Here is a 23,294-nt window from a genome sequence, read left to right as displayed (position 1 = left end):
TATGACGCTCCCTGTTCACTCCCGCAGACGGAAGCTCCAGAGAGCGTTGATGAGGTAGCTGCCGGGCGGATAGCTGAGCGCGACCGCGAATGCCGCGATGTGGTGATCGACACGCAGCAGGTCGGTCAACGCGAAGTTCAGCACCGTGGTCAGAGCCATGAGAACGCCGGAACAGATCAGGAATCGCCGCAGATGGCGTTCGTGCCCGCTGGCCAGCCTGAACGTGAACCGGTGATGACCAACATAGGAAAACCCCGTGGCCACCAGGAGCGCCAGCACGTGTGCCGCGGCCGGAGCAATGCCGGTCCGTCCGTCCGCAAGCCCGATACTGATCAGGAGGTAGAGCAGGGTGGCGCTGCCCCCGACCAGGGCGAACCGGAACGCACTGCCAAGGGACAAGGCACGGGACCACTCGGGCTTGTGAGGGAAGTCCCGCCATCTCACGGTGCCGTCCAGATCGCGACCACGGTCTTGCCGAGATTTCGGCGCAAGAGGGGGTCGAGACGCCGGGACAGCGGTACCATCACCCGGTCCCAAAGACGGATCTGCCCGGCCGTCGGCATGCTCGATCTCAGCAGCAGGCGATTGCCCAGGGAGGCCAGCATGCCGATGCTGTCCAGGTAGAAGACGGTTTCCACCCGCAGGTCCGGCGGTTCCAGGGCAAGCAGCGATTTACGGTCGTATCGTCGGTAGTGGCCGATTTCCTGGTCGAACGCGGTGAACAGGAACTGGTGAGCCGGCGCCAGCACGATCAGGTGACCACCCGGCGCCAGACGTGCCGCGGCGCGGGCCAGTTCGTCCCGATCATCCTCGATGTGCTCGAGCACGTCGATGTAGAGGATCGTATCGAATTGATCCGCGGCACCAAGGTCGGTTAGCGTCCCTGTCAGCACGCGGCAGTGCGCCGGCAGCCGGCCCGTGTCCACCGCCTGGCGCAGCCGGTCGCTCATGGCGGGATCCGGTTCGAGGCAGACCCACTCGACCTCCCGTCCGGTGACCAGGACCTCCGTGGTTCCCCCGATTCCCGCACCGACCTCAAGGACGCGGCCGGTCACGTAGGCGCTCAGACGCATGCCCCAATAGGCCTTCCAGCGATCCGCGGACCGGAAGAGTTCAAGTTCGGAGCCGACATAGGAGAAGCTCGTGGTGTCCATGTTCCTCATCGTCTGGCAAGGGTGGTGCAATCCCGGATGAAACGCAGGGCATCCACCGCCGGGATCGTGCTGCGGGAACATCGGCTGCTGAGATTCAGGAAGACCGCGACCACGGAGAACATCACCGTCTGCGCCAGCAGGATCAGCAGGATGCCCGACACGGTGGATGCCCATCCCGGGATCGCCAGGTCCGTCAGCAGCCTGACCAGCATGACGGTCAGCAACCCCGCGCCGCAGGCGATCGCCAGGAGCACGGACAGCAGAAGCATTCTTACGAACGCGGCATCGCTGAAGGCCGAAACGGCACTCAGTCCGTGGGTTACCAGCGAGACCAGGTTCATCTTCGAGCGGCCGGCGTAACGGGTCCCGCGTGGCAGATCCAGTTTGCGGATCAACAGACGCGACTTGACCAGGGCGGCCGCCAGATGGTTCCACACATCGGGAAAGTGGACGATCCGCTCGAGCGCCTTGGCCGGGATCAGGCAGAAGTTGCCGAAATCGATGCGCCTGCCGGTGATCGCCGCGAAGATGGCCTTGTAGAGGGCGTAGAAAGCCCGGAACACCAAGCCCTCGGATCTTTGACACCGGCGGGCGACGATCACGTGGTCGGGATGGCGATGGTGCTCGCGCATCAGGGAGAGCAGGTCTTGCGGCCGGTCCTCGCCATCGCCGTCCATGACGCAGACAACGTCGAAGGTGCCTCGCCGGTGAACCTCGGCCAAGGCCGTCGCGATGGCCCGCTGGTGTCCGAGGTTGCAAACGAGGCGGACCAGTTCCACACGGCCTATGGAGTTCAAATCGCCAAGCGGTTCTTCCGGACAGGGAACAGGATCGGTCGAGCCATCGTCCACCGGCAGCACCTCGACCGATGCATTCGCCCCAGCGAGCGCCCGATCCAGTTCCCGGACCAGGATGACGAACGAGTCCCAGTCATTGAAAATCGGAATCACGATTGCGATGCGCATGGTATACCGGTCCAGCAGAATGTGTATGGCATCGTGCTCCGGTGGCTGACGCCGATCGGCGGCTTCCCGGCTGGGAGCACCCTCAGATGGTCAAGCGCGCGGGAAGATCGCGGCGTGCAGTCCTGCGCTGATGCGGTGACCGAACAACGCCGATGACGCGTATCAAGTGGATCGGTTCGAGGCCACGGTTCGATGCCGTCGATCAGTAATCGTCAGAATCCGATGAAGCCGGTGACCCACAGCAGGAGGACAAGAATTCCTGGCACACCAAGCAACCAGAGTAAGAGAGGCATCTTCAGTCTCCTAGTCGATACTCGTTCACCATCGGCTGCGGTCGCTTCATTTTGCGGTCGCGGCCGAAGGTCTTGCCGGGATAGACACCAGCCGGAAGCGGACAGTTCCATGGAATCTGAACGGCCAGCCTGATCGCCGCGGCATTTTGAGAAACTACTCGTAGTGTCAGCCCGGAATACACGGGGCCCATCACCCGGATCAGGAACGCTATAGCGGTGCCGCTGGCGGACACTCCAGGCAAATGCCCGAATACAGGCGCCCGTGATCGGGTCGGCCGGACGCATTAACATGGAAGGTATCGACAACCGCCCGGGCCACGATCGAAGCCAATCTCACGGTCAACGTTGGAACCCGCTCTCTTGAGGCCGGTTTGTCAGGACAGTTCGGACAGCCGGAGATCATGATGGGGCGAGTATCCCGAGCAGGGTTGACAGAGACAGCAGCTTGGTGCGTCGCCGGTGGCGCATTGGGCGTTACGGCAGCCTCGCTGCTCGGGCGTGCTGACTGGCGGCTTTCGCTGCTCAGCCATTTCCGGCTTCATCTCACCGCCGGATGTCTTCTTGCGCTGCCGATCGCGCGGGCGGCTGACACCCGGGGGCAGAGCGCGGTCATCGCCGCCGCCCTGGCCATGAATCTGGCCGACATCCTCCACCACGAGCTTTCCCGGTCGGGTGCCGAGGCCCGAAGCGATGGCAACCGCGGTGGGCCAGGAACGACGATCGTCTCGTTCAACGCCTTGCGCCATAATCCCGATAAAGAGAAAGCGCTCGATTGGCTCGCTCTCTGTGATGCCGATGTGTTGGTCATCCTTGAGGTCAGTTCCGACTGGCGGAAGGCACTGCTCGGACGTCTCGACCATACCTACCCTTACCGCGCGCTGGGTCCGGACAGCCAGGGTGACCAGATCATGATCCTGAGCCGCCATCCGTTACGCCGGCTGGCCAGCCACGATCAGGACGATCAGGGATTGCTGATGGTGCATGTCGCCCACCCGGGATTGCCCTTTACGCTGATCGGTGTCCACCCCGATCACGCGATCGAACGCCGAGGCCTACGCCCTCAGCGCGCCTTGCTGGAGCTTTTGGCCGAGGCGATCCGGAACACCCAGGGACCGGTTGCCGTCGCCGGCGACTTCAACACGACGCCGTGGTCTTCCGAATTCCGCCGCTTCCTTGAAGCAAGCGGACTGGATGTGCCCCTGCTGCGTCGGGGCACTTTCCCATCCAGGCTGGGCTGGGCGGGTCTTCCGATCGATCATGTCCTTGCCGGACAGGGCGTGCGCCTGAGGAAGATCGCGCCGGGACCGGACGTCGGGTCCGATCACCGTCCCGTAGTCGCCCGTCTTGAACATGGTTGAAGAATTTGGCCATTGGACTGATGGAGTCCGATCCGTACACTGTCCTCGCCAGTCTTTGGCAAAAGCCAGATCCTGGAGGGCACCTTTCAATCTGGGAGGGCTTTGATTTTGCTTATTTTCCTTGCCTGAACTCTTTCTTGACATCGTAGGGGCACAGGTTCAATCCTTGTCGCGCCCACCATACCTTCCAGTCGATTTCATTGGCTTTTTCGAATCGGTTCGCCGGAGGTTGCGCGGCAAGAGCGTCCGCCAGTCGGCGGCAGGCTCGCGCCCTTGCAGACCTCCTGATCGCTGGGTAAAGGCGAAGGGCGACATCACCATGCCCGACCCGGCAGCCAGACTGGAAGCCGCCCGCGGCTTCGCCGTCAACAAAACGCACTGCTGGCAAGCGAGGGCGGTCGCCGTGACGTGGCGCGGGACCGCCGGTCCCGGATGTGCCGATAGCCTGAGCGGCTGGCGTTCATCGACGAGACCGCCACCAACACGAGGTTGAAGCGGCTTCGGATCCGGTCGCTGCGGGGGAAACTGACGGTGGCATCGTCGGCGAGGAGCCCGGCGACCAGGACCGGTTGGTTTCCTGGATCGGCGCACCGGCGACCGTTCTGCCGTCCCTCCCCGGGGCGATGTCTGCTCAGGAAAGGATGCGGTCGTACAGGCTTTTGACCTCATCGCGAGTGGTAATGAACCACTCCGCACCGGCGCCGGCGACATGTCGGCCTTTGAAGCGGAGGATTTGGTGCAACGCCTTTTCCAGGGTCCGGCAATCATGGGTCCTGATCGTCAGCATCAGGCGTGGCCTGTCGGGCGTGCCGGTGCCGATCTGGGCAGTGACGCGCGCGGTCACATCTGAAACCGTGCTCCCGATCTTGAGGCGGTCCGGTGCGCAGCGATAGCCGTAGGCGTAGACAAACTCCGCGTCTTCGCCGATCTCGACGATATCGGTGACGTCGATGTTCTTCGCCAGAGACGCCACGGCCTGATCGTCGCTTTCGCCGGCTTCAGGTTCCGGATCGAATGCGACGGGATCGAGCTTGAGCTTGAGCACCTCTCTCGGGATTTCCGCGCCTTGGGTAACCTCATCCTCCGAGAAACCAGCTTTCGGAGCGTGCGCCAGCACCTCCGCCATGAGCCTGACGGCCCGCAGGCGCTGGTTGTCGTCGTCCGCGGTGTAGAACAGCGCTCTCCCTCTGCTGAACTTGGCGCGCTGACCTGCAAGTTTGTTGGCCACTGCCTGAAAGTCTCCCTTGTAGATATTCAACTCGAAGGATCGTGTCCCACCTTGACCAGGCGCATCCGATACCGGCGGCGGCTGAACCGCCTGTAAGATCGATAGTCGCGTCCGGTTTGGCTGTTTGTTCTTGAGCGGCGATAGTCGGTACGACAATAGCAGCGCCCTGGAGCGCTTCAAAGATGAACTGTGCCAGCGCTGCGGTTGAGCCGTATCTGTTCATGCTTTCTCAAGGTCAACATTATTTATTTGGTACATTGATATTCACCCCGGCCCCATACCAATCAAGATAAAACAGGAAAGATAATAAATGCGAGAAAAAATCGCCGATACGGGTTCTTTTTATTCTGAAATATCGCGAAAACTCCGAACCATATACGAGTATGGCGATATCTTGTTACCGTATCATCTGAGGTTTGCCATGAATTGATTTTGCGCCATTTACGAACCAAGGGGACTTCCGAGACCGGAGGTACGGGTAAGCTGGTCAGTGTACGGGCCCGGACAGGCTGCCGTGCGCGCGTACGGATTGCGGCAGACTGCATGTCGTGGGCAGGTAACATGCCGGCCGTGAAACGGTAACAGGCTTGGAAACTCCGTTTTGCCCCTTCTATTATCCCTGCACGACTGTGACGTGGACCAAGAACGTTCCCGCGAACATGGTGGAAGACGCAAAGCAGATCGTGAGAAAAAGGCAAATAATAAGAACTCATCAAGCCCGGGAAGACTGAAATCAGAAACTGGCGAATACAATAAAAATGACGCTAATTCGAGTGCCAAGTAGTTGCGCAGTCCTGAAACCTTGTATCCGAAAGAGCCTGCCGGGATTCAAGCCGCCGGCCGGACCGCAAAGCCAGCCAATAGTCCGGCCCGAGCTTTCGATCCGTCGAAATGGGAATGGTAAACAGCCCTTTGTTCAGGTCGTCGGTTTCGGCTCGACGCCGATGCACCGAGACGGTGCACAGAGATTAACGCCAGGGAGTTCTAGATGCCGCCACGCTTGACAAGCTCTTCAACTTCGCCGCAGCCTTCAAGACCGGATCGAAAAGCGGGTCCCGCTCCAGAACCCCTTGCACTTTTCAACCCATTTGGCAGTACTTTCGATTACATGGCAGACGCTTTCCAGCGTACGATCCTGTTCTGGGATGTCATGCGCGAGCGCGGCAATCAGGCGGTCGAGCACGCCGAAGCGGGAAAGCCGCCGGTTCTTTCCTTCCGGAATGAACTCGTGATGGATGGCAGGACGCTCGAGCGGCCCTGCAACTACCTGCTGCTGCGGATCATTCCCAGCCCGGATGCCCGTCTGCGGGTCGATCCGACGAAACGCCCCTTCATCATCGTCGACCCCAGGGCCGGGCATGGTCCGGGTATCGGCGGCTTCAAGCCGGATAGCCAGATCGGCAACGCCCTGGAGGCGGGCCATCCCTGCTATTTCATCAGCTTCCTGCCCGAGCCGGTTCCCGGCCAGACACTCGGCGATGTCGCCGCCGGCGAAGCGGCCTTCATCGAGCGCGTGCACGCCCTGCATCCGGACGCCAAGGGCAAGCCCTGCGTCATTGCCAACTGCCAGGCGGGCTGGGCCGTGATGGCGCTGGGCGCCATGCATCCAGAGCTGATGGGACCGATGATCATCGCCGGATCGCCCCTGTCGTACTGGGCCGGCGTGAAAGGTCAGAACCCGATGCGCTACTCCGGGGGGTTGCTCGGCGGCACCTGGCTAACGGCGCTTGCCAACGACCTGGGCAATGGCCGTTTCGACGGCTCTCAGCTGGTATCTAATTTTGAGAATCTCAATCCCAGCCACACCTACTGGAGCAAATCGTACAATCTCTATTCCAAGATCGACACCGAGGAAAAGCGCTACCTGGAGTTCGAGAAATGGTGGAGCGGCTTCTTCCTGCTGAACGGGGAGGAGATCCAGGCCATCACCGACGAGCTTTTCGTCGGCAACAAGCTGTCCTCCGGCCAGATCGTCACCAAGGAAGGGCAGCGGATCGACCTGCGCAACATCCGCTCGCCAATCCTGGTATTCGCCTCGTTCGGCGACAACATCACGCCGCCCCAGCAGGCGCTCGGCTGGATCCTCGATCTGTACGACAGCGTCGATGACATCCGCTCCCGCGAGCAGACCATCATCTATAATCTGCATCACGATATCGGCCATCTCGGCATTTTCGTGTCCGGCAAGGTTGCTCGGAAGGAAACGGCCGAGTTCGTCGAGAACATCGATCTGGTCGATCTGCTGCCGCCCGGCCTCTATGAGCTGATCATCGAGCCCAAGCCTGCGAACAGCGTCGAGGGCGACTTGATCGTCGGCAACTACGTCACCCGTTTCGAGCGCCGTACGCTCGACGACATCCGCGCGTTCGGGGTCAACGATCCGGAGGACGACCTGCGTTTCGCGACGGTGGCACGGGTATCCGAAATCAATCTCGGATTGTATGACATGTTCCTGCGGCCCTGGGTCCGCGCCATGACGACGGAAGCCAGTGCCGAGGCGCTGCGGCGCACGAGTTCACACCGGGCCAAGTACTACATGCTGTCCGATCTCAATCCGGCCATGCAGGTCATCAAGGCGATGGCCGAGACCGTGCGACAAAACCGGCGCCCGGTGCCGGACGACAATCCCTACCTGAAGGCCCAGAAGCAGGTCTCCGACCAGATCGTCCAATCACTCGATGCCTGGCGCGACATGCGCGATGCGGCATACGAGGCATTGTTCATGAACACCTATGGATCCCCGATGCTGCAGGCGCTTGTCGGCCTGCACAGGCCAGGGGCCGAGGCGCGCCCCAGGCCGGTTCGGGACGAGGCCCATGAAGCGCTGGTGCGGAAGCGGATCGAGGAGATCAAGGCGCGGGTCGAGGAGGGCGGCAGTCTGGAAGCGCTGATCCGCATCATGATCCATGTCCGCGAGAGCGGGCGTTCGGTCGACGAACGCGGTTTCCAGATGCTTCGCAGGATCGGCAGGGAACGCCGGGAGGGCGAGCAGGTGTCCCCGGACCGGTTGCGCGAGATCCTGAAGGAGCAGGTCTTCCTGATGGAACTCGATGGTGAGCGCGCGCTGGCGGCCCTGCCTAAGCTGGTGCCGACGACACAGCTCCGCCGCACCCTGGTCGAGGCCGTTCAACAGCTTCTGGACATGCGCGGCACGGCGCATCCCAACGAACTGGCCCGGTTCAGCCAGATCAAGCGGCTGCTCGACCTTGAGCCGGACCCGGCTGCCCGAGCGAAGGAGCCCGGTGATGCTCCCCACCGCCAAGCCGGCTGATGTCACTGAACGAGGAGTGAAGCCATGACCCAACCCGTTCCCGAAGAACCCGGTTCACCGCAGTTCGAAGGACTGATCAGGCCCGAGGAACTGCGCAAGATCACGGAAGACAAGGAAATGGCCGAGCTGCGCCAGGCGCTCGAGCATCAGAAGAAAATCGAATCCGAACAGAAGGATGTTTATCAGGCTTTTCTGACCCAGCACATCCACCCTGAAGCCAAGGCGCGGGTAACCGCGGCAGTTCGCCGCGCGGCCGAGCGCGGTGAGAAGGAGATCCAGGTTCTCAGCTTTTCCAGTGAGTTCTGCACGGACAGTGGGCGGGCGATCAACAACTTCGAACCGGACTGGCCCGAAACACTGACCGGCTTCGCCAGGGAAGCCTACGACGCCTGGGATCGAAATCTGCGCCCTCTCGGCTACAAGCTGAGGGCCCAGATCCTGAACTACCCCAACGGCATGCCCGGCGACGTCGGCATGATCCTGTACTGGTGACGCCGGCGGCGGCAGCCGGCCCCGGCTGCCGCCAACCGCCAAGGAAGGCCCCGAGGAATGAAACAGAGGGACGCCGCATCGCCGGCCAGCGTGAACATGCCGGCCAGCGCGAACACCCAGGCCGGTTCATCGGCCCGCCGGCATGACAAGTACGAACGCCTGATCGCCCTGACCCGCGAGAATCCGGCGGTCCCGACCGCGGTGGCGCATCCTTGCGACGAGTCTTCGCTGCGCGGGGCGGTCGAGGCGGCCGAGGCCGGCATCATCGTGCCGGTACTGGTCGGCCCCGCCGAAAAGATCCGGGCCGTGGCGGAAAAGGCCGGACTGAACATCGCCCCTTACGAGATCGTCGAGGCGGCCCATAGCCACGAGGCCGCCGCGGCGGCTGTCGGGCTGGTAAGGTCCGGGCGGGCCGAGCTGCTGATGAAGGGCAGCCTGCATACCGACGAGTTGATGAGCGAGGTCATGAAGCGGGACACCGGCCTCAGGACCGGCCGGCGGGTCAGCCACGTCTTCATCATGGATGTGCCGACATATCCCAAGCCGCTCGTCATCACCGACGCGGCGATCAACATCCAGCCGACGCTCGAGGACAAGTGCGACATCGTCCAGAACGCCGTCGACCTTGTCCGGGCGCTCGGCAACGACCAACCCAAGGTCGCGATCTTATCTGCCGTCGAAACGGTCAACCCGAAGATCCCATCGACCATCGAGGCGGCGGCGCTTTGCAAGATGGCTGATCGCCGCCAGATCACCGGCGGATTGCTGGAAGGGCCATTGGCGCTCGACAACGCGATCAGCCCGGAAGCGGCGCGCATCAAGGGCATCGACTCGCCCGTGGCCGGTCATGCCGACATCCTGGTCGTTCCCGATCTGGAAGCCGGCAACATGCTGGCGAAGAACCTGACGTTCCTGGCCAACGCCGACGCGGCCGGCGTCGTCCTGGGTGCCCGCGTGCCGATCGTCCTGACGAGCAGGGCCGACAGCGTGATGACGCGCATGGCGTCCTGCGCCGTGGCGGCACTCTACGCCCACCGCCTGCGCTCGAAGACTCCGATAAAGGGATGACGCGATGCCCGATACCATCCTCGTCGCCAATGCCGGCTCGTCGAGCATCAAGTTCCAGGTCTTCGACATTGTCGGCGAGACCAGCGGCCTTGACCTGAACCTCAAGGGACAGGTCGAGGGAATCGGCACCCGTCCCCGCCTGATCGCCAGGGATGCGGAAGGGGGGAGGATCGCCGACGAGACCTTTTCCGTAGGCGATCTGCCGGATGCGCGGGCGGCCCTCGGCCAATTGGGACACTGGCTGCGGGCTCGCCTCGAAGGCGGGTTCCCCGCCGCCGTCGGCCACCGCGTCGTTCATGGCGGTCCGGCTTACGACACGCATGTGGCGGTTGACGATGACGTGCTCACGAAGCTGGAAGCCCTTGTTCCACTGGCACCGCTGCACCAGCCGAACAACCTCCTCCCTATCCGGGCGATCCGCGCGATGCAGCCTGAAGTTCTTCAGGTCGCGTGCTTCGACACGGCCTTCCATCGCGGACACCCGGAGGTGGCCGACCGCTATGCCATTCCGGAAAGGCTCTACCGGGACGGTATCCGCCGGTACGGGTTCCACGGCTTGAGCTACGAGTATATCACGCGGACCCTGGCCACCCTGGCGCCCGAGATCGCCGACGACCGCATCGTGGTGGCGCATCTCGGCAGCGGCGCCAGCATGTGCGCGATCCGCGGCGGCCGGAGCATCGACAGCACGATGGGTTTCACGGCCCTGGACGGCCTGCCCATGGGAACGCGCCCCGGGCAGCTCGATGCCGGCGTCATCCTCCATCTGCTCACGAACAATGGCATGACCGCCGATGCCGTCCAGCACATGCTCTATCACGACTGCGGGCTCAAGGGACTGTCCGGCATCAGCAACGACGTTCGCGACCTGCTCGCCAGCGAGGACCCCCGCGCCAAGCTCGCCCTGGACTATTTCGTCTACCGGGCCGGCCTCGCCCTCGGCTCGCTGGCGGCATCCCTGGAGGGGCTCGACGTCGTCGTCTTCACGGCCGGCATCGGAGAGAACTCTTCCGCGATCCGCGCCGCGATCTGCCGAAGGGCGCGCTGGCTCGGGATCGACCTGGACGAGGTGGCCAACGCGAAGGGCGCCCGCCTGATCTCAGCCGGGACAAGCCGGGTCAGGGTGATGGTCATCCCGACCGACGAGGAACGCATGATCGCGCACCATACCCTGGAAATCCTCAAGAGACGCCGCCGCCATTGAGTTGATCCGCCGGGTTGGTCCGCCGAGTTGGTCCCATGAAGGATTTCGATACCATGCCATTGACGGCGAGAACGGCGATCATCGCCAGCTTCATGCTTCTGGGGTGCGAACAACCGGCGCCCCCACCGGCGGAGGCGACGCTCATCCGCGCCCTGTCGGTGCAAGTCTCCCAGTTCGACAGGACGTCCGCCCTGACCGGCGAGATCCAGGCGCGCCATGAGAGCAATCTGGGGTTCCGCGTCGGGGGCAAGGTCATAGAGCGTCTCGTGGACGTCGGGAACACGGTCGCCGAGGGCGATCTGCTCGCCCGGCTGGACAGCCAGGACCAGCTGAACGCCTTGAAATCCGCCCAGTCCGATGTCGCGGCGGCGCAAGCGTTCGTTGAGCAGAGCCGGACGCAGGAGGAGCGCCAGCGCAAACTCCTCGCCGATGGCTATACGACCAGGACCCAGTACGACAACGCGCAGCGGCGGTACAGCCAAGCCCAGGCCGAACTGTCTTCCGCCCAGGCGAAACTGAGTTCCGCCCAGGACGCGCTGTCATATACTGAGTTGCGGGCGGACCGCGCCGGGATCATCACGGCCAAGGGAGCTGAGCCGGGACAGGTGGTGGCATCCGGCCAGATGGTGGTCCGGCTGGCCGACCCGAACGAGCGGGAGGCCGTGTTTCAGGTCCCGGGAGCCGGCCTCCGGATCAGCGGGGGGGCGGAGATGCCGGCGGTGGAAGTCCGCCTTGTCGGAGACCCGAACCTCGTCACCGAAGGAACCATCCGCGAGATTTCCCCGGGGGTCGATCCGGTCACCCGGACATACACGGTGAAGGTTGCGCTGAGCGATGCGCCTCCGGCCTTCCTGCTGGGGTCGGCCGTCGTCGGGCGGGCCAGATTGCCCGCGCAGTCCGTCATCAATCTCCCGTCATCAGCGCTTTTCCAGACGGCGGAGGGCGAGCCGGCGGTCTGGGTCGTCGAGCAGCCGCGGGACACGGTGAGCCTGCGGCCGGTGACCGTGCTGCAATACGATACCGGGACGGTCACCGTCTCGAGCGGGCTCGACGCGGGCGAAACGGTCGTGATCGGCGGCACCCAGAAGCTGAGGCCGGGGCAGAAGGTAACCATCAGGCAGGGGAGCGGAGCATGATGCGCGGGCGTAACCCGAGACCGGCCGCACGACTGCTGCCGGCTGCGCTTCTGGCCATGGCCATGGCCATGGCAGGCTGCGAACAGCAGGAAGAGCATGAAGCGGAAAAGAGCCCGTTGATCCGGCCGGTCCGCACCATCACCGTCGAACCCGTGATCTTCAGCCTGTCCAATTCCGTGACCGGCACGATCGAGGCGCGGGCCGAAGCCGACCTGGGCTTCCGCATCGCCGGCAAGCTGATCGAGCGGACGGTCGATGTGGGTGCCACCGTGCGGGCCGGCGATGTGCTCGCCCGGCTGGACGATCAGGACCAGCGGAACACGCTTCGGACGGCCGAGGCGGATCTGGCCGCCGCCAATGCTGAACAGGTGCAGGCACGCAATGAAGAGGCGCGGAAGCGGGAGCTTCTGGCCAACGGAAACACCACCCAGGCGCTCTACGATGCGGCCCTGCTGTCGATGCGCACGGCGGACGCCAAGGTGGTGGCCGCCCAGGCGGCCCTGCAATCGGCCAAGGACCGTGTCGGCTACACCGAATTGGCGGCGGACAGGAACGGGGTCGTGACGGCGGTCGGTCCCGATGCCGGCCAAGTCGTCGAGGTCGGCGAGATGGTGGTGCGGATCGCCCAGCCGGAGGAACGGGAAGCCGTGTTCGACATCGCCGAAGCCGGCGTCCGGTCGGCCCCGAAGGACCCGGTGATCGAAGTGGCCCTGGCCGGCGCGCCCGATATCAAGGCGCTGGGACACGTCCGGGAGGTCTCGCCCCAGGCCGATCCCGTCACCCGGACCCATACCGTCCGGATCGCGCTGGAGAACCCGCCCGACGCGCTCCGTCTCGGCGCCACCGTGACCGGACGCCTCAAGCGGACGCCGACCCCCGTGGTGGAACTGCCGGCCACGGCGATCGGCCGGGAGGGGGAGCGGAATTTCGTGTGGGTCCTTGATCCGAAGGACCAGACCGTCCGGCGTCGTGCGGTCTCGATCCGGTCCGGGCACGAGGATGGGCCGGCCGTCGTCACCGATGGCCTGGGCCAGGGAGACATCGTCGTCACCGCCGGAGTGCACAGCCTTGCGGAAGGCCAGCGGGTCCGGCTTGCGAAGCATATAGAAACAGCGGCGGCACCATGAGCGGCTTCAATCTTTCCGAGTGGGCACTGCGGCACCGCTCCTTCACCTGGTACCTGATCATCGCCCTGACACTGGCCGGCGGCATATCCTACACGCGGCTCGGCCGGGAGGAGGATCCGGCCTTCGCCATCAAGACCATGGTGGTCCAGACCTCATGGCCCGGCGCCACCATCGACGACACCATCAACCTGGTGACCGACCCGATCGAAAAGAAGCTGGAGGAGGTCCCGTATCTCGACTACGTCAAGAGCTACACGAAGCCGGGATTCTCGGTCGTCTATGTCAACCTGAAGGATTTCACCCCGGCCGGGGAGATCCCCGACCTGTGGTACCAGGTGCGCAAGAAGATCGCCGACATGAAGGCCACCCTGCCGCAGGGCGTCCAGGGACCGGTCTTCAACGACGAGTTCGGCGATACGTTCGGCACCGTCTACGCCTTCACGGCCGACGGTTTCAGCTACCGTGAACTGAAGGACTATGCCGAATCCGCGCGGGCCGAGCTGATGCGCGTGCCGGATGTCGGCAAGATCCAGTTCGTCGGGATTCAGAACGAGAAGATCTACCTGGACTTCTCGACCCGGCAGCTCGCGGCGCTGGGAATCGACCGCGAACAGGTCGTCGCCGAACTCCAGGCGCAGAACGCGGTGGCTCCGGCCGGCGTGGTCCAGGCCGGAGACGAGAAGGTCACCGTCCGGGTGAGCGGCGAGTTCACCTCCGAGGAGAGCTTGGCCGCGATCAACCTGCGCGCCGACGGCAAGTTCTACCGGCTGGCCGACCTGGCGCAGGTCAGGCGCGGCTATGCGGATCCGCCGTCGCCGATCTTCCGGTATAACGGCGAGCCCGCCATCGGCATGATCATCTCGATGGCGGCGGGCGGAAACGTGCTGGCGTTCGGCGAGGGCATCCATGAACGGATGCGCCGGGTCGAAGCGAACCTGCCGATCGGCATCAACATCCATCTCGTCGCCAACCAGTCGGTCGTCGTCGAGGAGTCGGTCGCCGGTTTCACCAAGGCGCTGAAGGAAGCGGTCATCATCGTCCTGGCGGTCAGCTTCATCAGCTTGGGATTGCGCGCCGGGCTGGTCGTCGCCTGCTCGATACCGCTGGTGCTGGCGATGACCTTCATCGGCATGGACTTCTTCGGCATAGCACTCCAGCGGATCTCGCTCGGCGCCCTGATCATCGCGCTGGGCCTGCTGGTGGACGACGCCATGATCACGGTCGAGATGATGATCACCAAGCTGGAGGAGGGCTTCAGCCTGGATAAGGCGGCGACCTTCGCCTACACCTCGACGGCCTTCCCGATGCTGACCGGCACCCTGATCACCGTGGCGGGCTTCATCCCGATCGGCTTCGCCCAGGGCGGTGCCGCGGAATATTGCTTCTCGCTGTTCGCCGTCGTCGCGATGGCGCTGCTGTTCTCCTGGATCGTGGCCGTCTTGTTCGCCCCCCTGATCGGGGTGAAGGTGCTGCGCGCGCCCGACCCGAAGAAGCAGCATGCCGGGCACGGGGAGCCGGGCCGCCTGATGCGCATGTTCCGGGAGGGCCTGCGCCTCGCGATGCGGGCGAGGTATCTGGTCATCGCCGCCACGGTCGCCCTGTTCGCCCTTTCGGTGTTCGGCCTCGGCTTCGTCCAGCAGCAGTTCTTCCCGGCGTCCGACCGGCCCGAACTGCTGGTCAACCTGACGCTGCCCCAGACATCCTCCATCAAGGCGACGCGCGACGCGGTGGACCGGTTCGAGAAGGTGCTGGCCACCGACCCGGAAATCGCCAGCTGGAGCACCTATATCGGCCAGGGCGCCATCCGGTTCTATCTGCCTCTGGATGTCCAGCTCGCCAACGACTACTTCGCCCAGGCCGTCGTGGTGACCAAGGGGTACGAGGTCCGCGACGCCGTCCGCGCCCGGCTGGAGAAAGTGCTGAACGAGGACTTCTCCGACCTGAGCACGCGGATCAGCCCGCTGGAGATGGGGCCGCCGGTCGGATGGCCGATCCAGTACCGGGTTTCCGGCCCCGATGTCGGCGAAGTGCGGGAGATAGCGTACCGGCTGGCCGATACGATCGGCACGAACCCCTATACGCTGCTGATCAACTACGATTGGAACGAGCCGGCCAAGGTGGTGCGGGTCGATGTCGACCAGGACAAGGCCCGCCTGCTTGGGATCAGCTCCAAGTCCCTCGACGAGGCGCTGAACGCCACGGTGTCGGGCACGGCCTTCACCCAGGTGCGCGACGGGATCTACCTGATCGACGTGGTGGCCCAGGCCACCAATGCGGAGCGCAGCTCCATCGAGACCCTGCGCAACCTTCAGGTCGCCATCCCGGACGGCCGCACCGTCCCGCTGAGGGAGGTGGCGACCCTGCGCTACGACCTCGAGCAACCGCTGGTCTGGCGCCGCGCGCGCCTGCCGACGATCACCGTCCAGGCCGATCTCGTCCCGCCGCTCCAGGCTCCGACGATCGTGGGCCAGCTCGCCCCGGCGGTGGACCAACTGCGGCAAAGCCTGCCGCCGGGCTTCTCGATCGAGGTCGGCGGCACGGTCGAGAACAGCGCCAAGGGCATGACCTCCATCGTGGCGGTCCTGCCGGTCATGGTCTTCGTGATGCTGACCATCCTGATGATCCAGCTCCAGAGCTTCCAGAAGCTCTTCCTGGTGATCAGCGTAGCCCCGCTCGGCCTGATCGGCGTGGTCGCGGCGCTGGCGCCGACCGGAACGCCGCTGGGTTTCGTCGCCATCCTGGGCGTGGTGGCGCTGATCGGGATGATCGTCCGCAACTCGGTCATCATGATCGCGCAGATCGACGAGCACCTGGAAGCCGGGGAGCATCCCTGGGACGCCGTGATCAATGCCACGATGCACCGCGTCCGGCCGATCCTGCTGACGGCTGCCGCCGCCAGCCTCGGCATGATCCCGATAGCCCCCGAGGTCTTCTGGGGACCCATGGCCTACGCGATCATCGGCGGCCTGGTCGTGGCGACGGCGCTGACCCTGCTGTTCCTGCCGGCCCTCTACGTCACCTGGTTCCGCATCCAGGAGCCCGGCCGGGAGGAGACGGTGCGGGAACCGGTCGGACCGCACGGGCATGTGCTGCGGGAGGGAACGGTGAGCGGCGAGTGAGGGGGGCGGCACGATCCGTAACGCGGGGAGGATCAGGTCATGGACAGCGACAGGCCGGCGGCCGGGACTGCGACACCGGGCGCGGCGGACATGGGCAAGCTTCTCCAGCAGTACGGGTGCGGTCCGATCCGGTTCACGGGGTCGGGCGATGCGCTCTACGAGCGGCATCTTATGTTCGACAACGTCGCCGATCGCGCCGCGGTCGGGCCGCGGGAGCGCTACGAAGCCGTCGCGCGATCCGTCCGGGACGTCCTGTCGCAACGGTGGGTGCGAACGGAGCAGACTTACGAGCGCGAGAACCCCAAGCGCGTCTACTACCTCTCCATGGAGTTCCTTATCGGGCGCTCCCTTGCCAACAACGTCCTGAACCTTCTTCTCGACCCTGTCGTGGAGCGAGCCGCCGTCGGCAAGGGCCTCGACTGGCTCGCGGTGCTGGAGCAGGAACCCGACGCCGGGCTTGGAAACGGCGGGCTTGGCCGCCTCGCCGCATGCTTCATCGACTCGATGGCCACGATGGAGCTTCCGGCCATGGGCTATGGTCTCCGATACGAATACGGCATCTTCAAGCAGACGATCCGGGATGGCTGGCAGCACGAGCGGCCGGACAACTGGCTTCGGCGCCCCGACCCGTGGGAGATCGCCCGCCCGGACGAGATGGTGGAGGTCAGGCTCGGCTGCTCGTTCGAAGTGCGCGGCGGGACCTTGGGCGTGGTCGTCGGCAGGCCGTCAAGCCTGCTGGGAGTTCCGTACGACCGACCGGTCGTGGGCTATGGCGGCAAGACCGTCAATACGCTCCGCCTATGGGTCGCCGCGGCGCCCGATGACTTCGACTTCCAGGCGTTCAGCGCCGGCGAGTTCGTGAGCGCGCTGGCGGAACGGCTCACGGCGGAGTCCCTGACGCGGGTGCTCTACCCGGATGATTCCACGAGCATGGGGCAAGGGCTGCGCTTCGTGCAGGAGTATTTTCTTGTCGCCTGCTCGCTGGCGGACCTCGTGCGGCGCTTCCGCCGGCGCAATTCCGGCCGGGGGGATCCGGATTGGAGCGCGCTGCCGGCCAAGGCCGCCATACAGCTCAACGACACCCACCCCGGTCTGGCAGTGCCTGAACTGATGCGCATCCTGCTCGACGACGTGCGGCTCGACTGGGATCAGGCCTGGGATCTCACCCGGCGAACGCTCGCATACACGAACCACACGCTCTTGCCGGAGGCGTTGGAGAAGTGGCCCCTGCCCTGGCTCGCGCTGCTGCTGCCGCGTCATCTGGAGATCATCCTGGAGATCAACCGCCGCTTCCTCGACGAGGTGCGGGCTCGCTTCCCGGACGACGGCGGCCGCATCGGGCGCGTGAGCCTGATCGAGGAGGGCGCCGAGCGCAGGATCCGGATGGCCAACCTCGCCATCGTCGGCTCGCACAGCACCAACGGCGTCGCCGCCATCCACTCCCACCTGCTGCGCACGGTGACGGTCAAGGATTTGGCCGAGATGTTCCCCGAGCGCTTCAGCAACAAGACCAACGGCGTGACGCCGCGGCGCTGGCTCCTGCTGGCCAACCCACCCCTCGCCCGCGGCATCACCGGTGCCATCGGCGATGGTTGGATCACTGACCTTGCCGAACTGGAGAAGCTCAAGCCGCTCGCCGATGACAGGGGCTTCCGCGACACCATCATCAGGGCGAAGCGCGAGGCCAAGTCGCGGTTCGCGGACTGGCTCAGATCGGCGTCCGGCATCGTCGTGGACCCCGACACGATCTTCGACAGCCAGGTCAAGCGCATACACGAGTACAAGCGGCAGCTTCTGAACGCTTTGCGCGTCGTGGTGCTCTACAACCGGCTCCGGGAGAACCCGGATATGGAGATGGCGCCGCGCACGTTCTTCTTCTCCGGCAAGGCGGCGCCTGCCTACCATCTGGCCAAGACCATCATCAAGTTCCTCAACAATCTGGCCGGCACCATCGATGGCGATCCGGCGGTGCGCGGTCGCCTAAAGGTCGTGTTCCTGCCCGAGTACTGCGTGTCCCTGGCTGAACGGCTGATACCCGCCACCGACGTATCCAACCAGATATCCACGGCGGGGTACGAGGCGAGCGGCACGAGCAACATGAAGTTCATGATGAACGGAGCGCTGACGATCGGCACGCGCGACGGCGCCACGATCGAGATGGCCGAGGCCGCCGGCGAGGAGAACTTCTTCATGTTCGGCCTGACGGCGGAGCAGGTGGCCGGAAGCCGAAGCTGGTACGATCCGCGATGGCACTACGACAATGAGCCTGAGACCCGCGCGGCGCTCGACCTGATCTTCTCCGAGCACTTCAGCCGCTACGAGCCGGGCGTCTTCGACCCGCTGCGCCAGACCTTGCTGACCGGCGGCGACCACTACATGCACCTGGCGGATCTCACGGCGTACCTTGAGGCGGACCGACGACTGCTTGAGCTGTATGCAGACCCTGCGGGGTGGGCGCGCAAGGTCGTCCTGAATCTCGCCGGCTCCGGCAAGTTCTCCAGCGACCGCACCATCGCGGAATATGCGGCGGAGATCTGGGACGTGAAACCATGCCCGGTGCCCTGAGGCGTTATCCACCTTGCAGACCGCGCGGTGAGGACGATGCTTGAGATCGAACCGATGCCGGTGCCGTCGGACCTGACCCATGGCCTCCCGCGAGGAGCCAGTTCTCCCCTGGGAGCGACGCCGTGCCGCGACGGGACGAACTTCAGCGTGTTCTCGAAGCATGCCACCGGGGTCGATCTGCTGCTTTTCGATCATGCCGACGACGCGCAGCCCGCCCGCGTGATCCGCATCGACCCCGCATCCAATCGCACCGGGCACTATTGGCACGTGTTCGTCCCCGGCGTTACGGCAAGCCAGCTCTACGGCTATCGTGTCGAAGGGCCGTGGGATCCTTCGAGAGGCATGCGCTTCGATCCCGCCAAGGTCCTTCTCGACCCCTATGGCCGGGGCGTGGCCGTTCCGGATCGCTACAGCCGCGATGCCGCCAAAAGGACCGGCAACAACAGCGCGACCGCGATGAAAAGCGTCGTGGTCGAGCCGTCCGCCTATGACTGGGAAGGCGACCAACCGCTGCGAAGGTCATCGGCGCAGACCATCATCTACGAAATGCATGTGAAGGGCTTCACCCGCCATCCCAGCTCCGGCGTCGGCGAGAGGATCAGCGGCACCTTCGCCGGCCTGATCGCAAAGATCCCCTATCTCCAGCGGCTGGGGATCACCGCGGTCGAGCTGCTGCCGGTGTTCCAGTTCGACGCGCAGGATTGCCCGGCAGGAAAGGTCAACTACTGGGGCTATGCGCCGGTCTCGTTCTTCGCCCCGCATCAGGCGTACAGCTCACGACAGGGGCCGCTCGGCCCGGTCGACGAGTTCCGCGACATGGTCAAGGCGCTGCACCGGGCGGGCATCGAGGTCATCCTCGATGTCGTGTTCAACCACACCGCGGAAGGCGGCGGGGACGGGCCGACGCTGTGTTTCCGCGGGCTGGACAACACGGCGTACTACATCCTGGGGGAGGACCGCTCGCACTACGGCAACTACACCGGCACCGGCAACACCCTCAACGCCAACCACCCGGTCGTCCGCCGGATGATCGTGGACAGCCTTCGATACTGGGTGAAGGATATGCACGTGGACGGCTTCCGGTTCGATCTCGCGTCGATCCTGGCGCGGGACCCCTCTGGCCAGCCGATCCCGAACCCGCCGGTCCTGTGGGACATCGACACGGACCCGGCGCTCGCGGGCACCAAGCTTTTCGCCGAAGCCTGGGACGCGGCGGGTCTGTACCAGGTCGGCAGCTTCATCGGAGACAGCTGGAAGGAGTGGAACGGCAGATTCCGTGACGATGTCAGGGCCTTCTTCCGTGGCGAGCCGGGATCGGCGGCGCTGATGGCGGACCGGCTGGTGGGCAGCCCCAACATCTACGGGCACGAGGAACGCGAAGCGGAGCAGAGCGTCAACTTCGTCACCTGTCACGACGGTTTCACCCTCAACGATCTTGTGTCCTATAATGACAAGCACAACGAGGCCAATGGGGAGGACAACCGCGACGGCGCTGACGACAACCGCAGTTGGAACTGCGGCGTGGAGGGCCCGTCCGACGATCCGGCCGTCGAGACATTGCGGAACCGCCAGGTCAAGAACTTCCTGACCGTCACGCTGCTCTCGATCGGCATGCCCATGATCCTGATGGGTGACGAGGTGCTGCGCACCCAGTCCGGCAACAACAACGCCTACTGCCAGGACAACGAGATCAGCTGGTTCGATTGGGCTCTGGTCGAGAAGCATGCGGACATGCTTCGTTTCGTGACCCTGCTCAATGCATGGCGGCGCATGCGCGACACGGCGCACGAGCGCCGGCGCTGGAGCCTGAACGAGCTGATCCGGCATGCGGACAAGACATGGCACGGCGTGAAGGTCGGGCAGCCGGACTGGGGTGAGCATTCCCACGCCTTCGCTTTCGAGGCGCGGCTCCGGCGGGAAGGACTCCACATGTACCTGATCCTGAACGCGTACTGGAAGCCGCTGGAATTCGAGCTGCCGCCGGTGGGCGGTACCGGGTCATGGCGTCGATGGATCGATACCGCGCTCGCCTCACCTCGGGACATCAGCCGGAGGGGGACGGCAGCCTCGGTGCCCGGCTGCACGTATCGGGCGGCGGCGCACTCCGTCGTCGTCTTGGTTGAAGGATCGGGAGGGGCGATGCTTCCCTGACAGGAATGCCGGTGCAGGATTCGCTCGGATGCGCCGGTGGATCATCGGTTCATTCGGTCTCAGGCCGTGAGGATCACGCCATGAAAATCGGACCATGAAAATCGGAATCCCAGGCGGAAGACATCCATCGGGCGGCGAAGAGGCCGGGCGGACGGCGAGGTCGTCCGGCCGCCTCCGCACCATCCTCCCCGGCTATTCCCGCATCAATGTCTCGTAGAGAGCCTCGACGACTTCCCGCCGGCAGAGTTCCGTGCCGATCGTGGTTACCGTCGCCGTCCCCGCCGCGACCCCGAGCGCGAAAGCCTCGTCGAGCGGACGTCCGAGGGCCAAGCCCAGCGTCATGGCGGCAACGAAGCTGTCGCCCGCGCCGACCGCGCTCCTGACCTCCACCTCTGGCGCGCGCAGGCGCTTGACCGCGGCTGCCGAGACAAGCAGCGCGCCTTCATGCCCCATCGTTATCGCGAGGTGTTCGACAGCCCCCGACGCCACCAGTTCCCGAGCCGCCGAAACAAGGGCATCGGGATCCTTGAGGTCCCGTCCGGTCAGGCCTTCGAGCTCGCCACGGCTGGGCTTGGCAAGATGGATGCCATGTCCGAGAGCGGCCTTCAGCGCCGGGCCGGAGGTATCGAGGACGAACTTCGCTCGTTTCGCCGTCGCGATCCCGGCAACGGTCCGGTAGAAGTCCTCCGGCACGCCACGCGGCAGGCTACCGCTCGCGACGAGATAGTCGAAGTCCAGCATGGTGAGCTGCTCAAGGCAGGTTCGCCATTCCTCCTCCAGTATCTCCGGACCTTCGGGAGTGAAGCGGAATTCCATGCCGGTGGAAAGTTCGTGAACGACATGGCTGACCCGGGTCAGTCCCGCGATCGGCACCGTCCAATGCCGAACACCCGCCCTCTTCATCATGTTGTCGAGAACGCCGCCGGTCAGGCCGCCCGCCAGATAAACGGCCAGCGATCGACCCCCCAGTTCGTTGACCACGCGGGCGACATTGATGCCGCCGCCACCGGGATCATAGCGCTCGTCGACGGTTCGGACCTTGTGGGTCGGACGGACGGTCTCCGTCTTCGACGCGGCGTCGATGGTGGGGTTCAGGGTCAAGGTCACGATCGGCTTCATGGTCTCGCAAATTCCTCTTAATGCGCTTCACGCAACGCACCCGGTCCGGACACAACATAGGATGAATTCCATCGCCCGCCCCATCAGTCGGCTTCGTTCCCCGATCGGGCGCTTCTCCAACGCTTGCCGCTTCACGCCGCGGGCCATGCCAGTTCCGGAATGAATTTGAAGGGATAGTCAGGCTCCCTGTAGTCTTCCGCAGCCTGCCTTTTCGGAAGCTTCACCTTCTCTGCCGGCACTTCTTCGTAGGGAATATTGCTGAGCATATGGCTGATGATGTTCAAACGCGCACGTTTCTTGACATCTGACCGCGCGACGAACCACGGCGCCCACGGGGTGTCGGTCGCGACGAACATATCGTCCCGGGCACGGGAGTAGTCATACCAGCGGCTATAGGACTTCAAATCCATCGGCGACAGTTTCCAGATCTTCCGCCCGTCATTGATACGGGCTTCCAGCCGCCGCGTCTGCTCTTCGGGACTCACTTCAAGCCAGTATTTAAGCAGGATCACTCCTGACTCGACGATGGCCTTCTCCACCGCCGGCACGGCGGCGAGGAATTTTTTGGTCTGTTCTTCCGTACAGAAGCCCATCACCCGCTCGACGCCGGCGCGGTTGTACCAGCTCCGATCGAATATCACGACTTCTCCGGCTGCGGGGAGGTATGGGATATAGCGCTGAAGGTACATTTGGGACTTCTCGCGCTCGGTCGGAGCCGACAGGGCAACGACGCGAAACACGCGCGGGCTTACACGCTCCGTGATCGCCTTGATCGTCCCGCCCTTGCCGGCGCCGTCGCGTCCTTCAAAGACGACGCAGATCTTCACGCCTTTGCGGACGACCCACTGCTGCAGCTTGACCAACTCGACATGCAGTCTGGCAAGTTCGTCGTCATAGTCCCGCGCCCTGAGTTTTCCATCCGGCGGCGAATGCCGCTCCCTCTCGATAACCTTCATTTTCTTCGCCATGTTCATCACTCTCCCCTATTGCCAGTCCGACGGGGCGGCACCCCAGCGCTGCAATCGGCCGATCAAGAAACTCGAA

At 64.4% G+C, this 23,294-nt stretch carries 15 protein-coding genes and 1 pseudogene; 10 read left to right on the top strand and 6 right to left on the bottom strand.

Annotated features, from left to right (window positions below; genetic code table 11):
- Window positions 1-15 precede the first annotated feature (15 nt).
- From JL100_RS22220 to JL100_RS22210, 3 genes are read right to left on the bottom strand one after another with little or no spacing between them, the layout of a single operon-like run.
- Window positions 16-399 (bottom strand): GtrA family protein, encoded by a 384-nt coding sequence (locus JL100_RS22220; protein WP_202682346.1) that lies wholly within the window; start codon window positions 397-399, stop codon window positions 16-18.
- 41 nt (window positions 400-440) lie between these two features.
- The gene (locus JL100_RS22215) at window positions 441-1,154 is read right to left on the bottom strand and encodes a class I SAM-dependent methyltransferase (RefSeq protein WP_202682347.1); all 714 of its coding nucleotides are present in this window, start codon (window positions 1,152-1,154) and stop codon (window positions 441-443) included.
- 5 nt (window positions 1,155-1,159) lie between these two features.
- Entirely contained in the window at window positions 1,160-2,119 is a 960-nt protein-coding gene (locus JL100_RS22210; RefSeq protein ID WP_202682348.1) for a glycosyltransferase, read from the bottom strand.
- A gap of 721 nt (window positions 2,120-2,840) precedes the next feature.
- On the opposite strand from JL100_RS22210, the gene JL100_RS22205 reads away from it, so the two are divergent.
- Window positions 2,841-3,770: an endonuclease/exonuclease/phosphatase family protein gene (locus JL100_RS22205; protein WP_202682349.1), complete on the top strand. Its 930-nt coding sequence runs from the start codon at window positions 2,841-2,843 to the stop codon at window positions 3,768-3,770.
- Between the two features lie 631 nt (window positions 3,771-4,401).
- Here the strand turns inward: JL100_RS22205 and JL100_RS22200 are convergent.
- On the bottom strand, window positions 4,402-5,028 hold the full coding sequence (locus JL100_RS22200) for a GIY-YIG nuclease family protein (RefSeq protein WP_202682350.1): 627 nt from the start codon (window positions 5,026-5,028) through the stop codon (window positions 4,402-4,404).
- A gap of 1,078 nt (window positions 5,029-6,106) precedes the next feature.
- Between JL100_RS22200 and JL100_RS22195 the strand changes: the two genes are divergently transcribed.
- The 9 genes and pseudogenes from JL100_RS22195 (at window position 6,107) to glgX (ending at window position 21,131) form a co-directional block, all read left to right on the top strand.
- Window positions 6,107-8,269 carry a DUF3141 domain-containing protein gene (locus JL100_RS22195; protein ID WP_228420838.1) on the top strand — a complete coding sequence of 721 codons (2,163 nt, stop codon included), beginning with the start codon at window positions 6,107-6,109 and terminating at the stop codon, window positions 8,267-8,269.
- Between the two features lie 24 nt (window positions 8,270-8,293).
- On the top strand, window positions 8,294-8,761 hold the full coding sequence (locus tag JL100_RS22190; protein ID WP_202682352.1) for a hypothetical protein: 468 nt from the start codon (window positions 8,294-8,296) through the stop codon (window positions 8,759-8,761).
- 138 nt (window positions 8,762-8,899) lie between these two features.
- Window positions 8,900-9,829, top strand: a pseudogene (locus JL100_RS22185) (bifunctional enoyl-CoA hydratase/phosphate acetyltransferase); the annotation flags it as partial.
- A 4-nt stretch (window positions 9,830-9,833) separates the two neighbouring features.
- Complete coding sequence (locus JL100_RS22180; protein ID WP_202682354.1) at window positions 9,834-11,033, top strand: acetate/propionate family kinase; 1,200 nt, start codon at window positions 9,834-9,836, stop codon at window positions 11,031-11,033.
- Window positions 11,034-11,068: 35 nt separating this feature from the next.
- Window positions 11,069-12,169, top strand: a complete 1,101-nt coding sequence (locus tag JL100_RS22175; protein WP_202682355.1) for an efflux RND transporter periplasmic adaptor subunit — start codon at window positions 11,069-11,071, stop codon at window positions 12,167-12,169.
- Window positions 12,166-13,296: an efflux RND transporter periplasmic adaptor subunit gene (locus JL100_RS22170; protein WP_202682356.1), complete on the top strand. Its 1,131-nt coding sequence runs from the start codon at window positions 12,166-12,168 to the stop codon at window positions 13,294-13,296. Before JL100_RS22175 ends, JL100_RS22170 begins: the two co-directional genes overlap by 4 nt.
- Window positions 13,293-16,415 carry an efflux RND transporter permease subunit gene (locus JL100_RS22165; protein WP_202682357.1) on the top strand — a complete coding sequence of 1,041 codons (3,123 nt, stop codon included), beginning with the start codon at window positions 13,293-13,295 and terminating at the stop codon, window positions 16,413-16,415. The genes JL100_RS22170 and JL100_RS22165 overlap by 4 nt, the downstream gene beginning before the upstream one ends.
- A 39-nt stretch (window positions 16,416-16,454) precedes the next feature.
- Window positions 16,455-18,980 carry a glycogen/starch/alpha-glucan phosphorylase gene (locus JL100_RS22160; protein ID WP_202682358.1) on the top strand — a complete coding sequence of 842 codons (2,526 nt, stop codon included), beginning with the start codon at window positions 16,455-16,457 and terminating at the stop codon, window positions 18,978-18,980.
- A gap of 36 nt (window positions 18,981-19,016) precedes the next feature.
- Entirely contained in the window at window positions 19,017-21,131 is a 2,115-nt protein-coding gene (gene glgX, locus JL100_RS22155) for a glycogen debranching protein GlgX (protein ID WP_202682359.1), read from the top strand.
- A 192-nt stretch (window positions 21,132-21,323) separates the two neighbouring features.
- Here glgX and JL100_RS22150 read toward each other — a convergent pair whose 3' ends face one another.
- Window positions 21,324-22,250, bottom strand: coding sequence for a 1-phosphofructokinase family hexose kinase (locus JL100_RS22150; protein ID WP_202682360.1), 927 nt, complete (start codon window positions 22,248-22,250; stop codon window positions 21,324-21,326).
- Between the two features lie 131 nt (window positions 22,251-22,381).
- A complete protein-coding gene (ppk2, locus tag JL100_RS22145; protein ID WP_202682361.1) occupies window positions 22,382-23,218 on the bottom strand; it encodes a polyphosphate kinase 2 in 837 nt (278 codons plus the stop codon).
- Window positions 23,219-23,294: the final 76 nt, after the last annotated feature.

The organism is Skermanella mucosa (assembly GCF_016765655.2).
In the GTDB taxonomy this organism is placed as follows: domain Bacteria; phylum Pseudomonadota; class Alphaproteobacteria; order Azospirillales; family Azospirillaceae; genus Skermanella; species Skermanella mucosa.
This window is presented reverse-complemented; position numbering and strand designations above follow the sequence as displayed.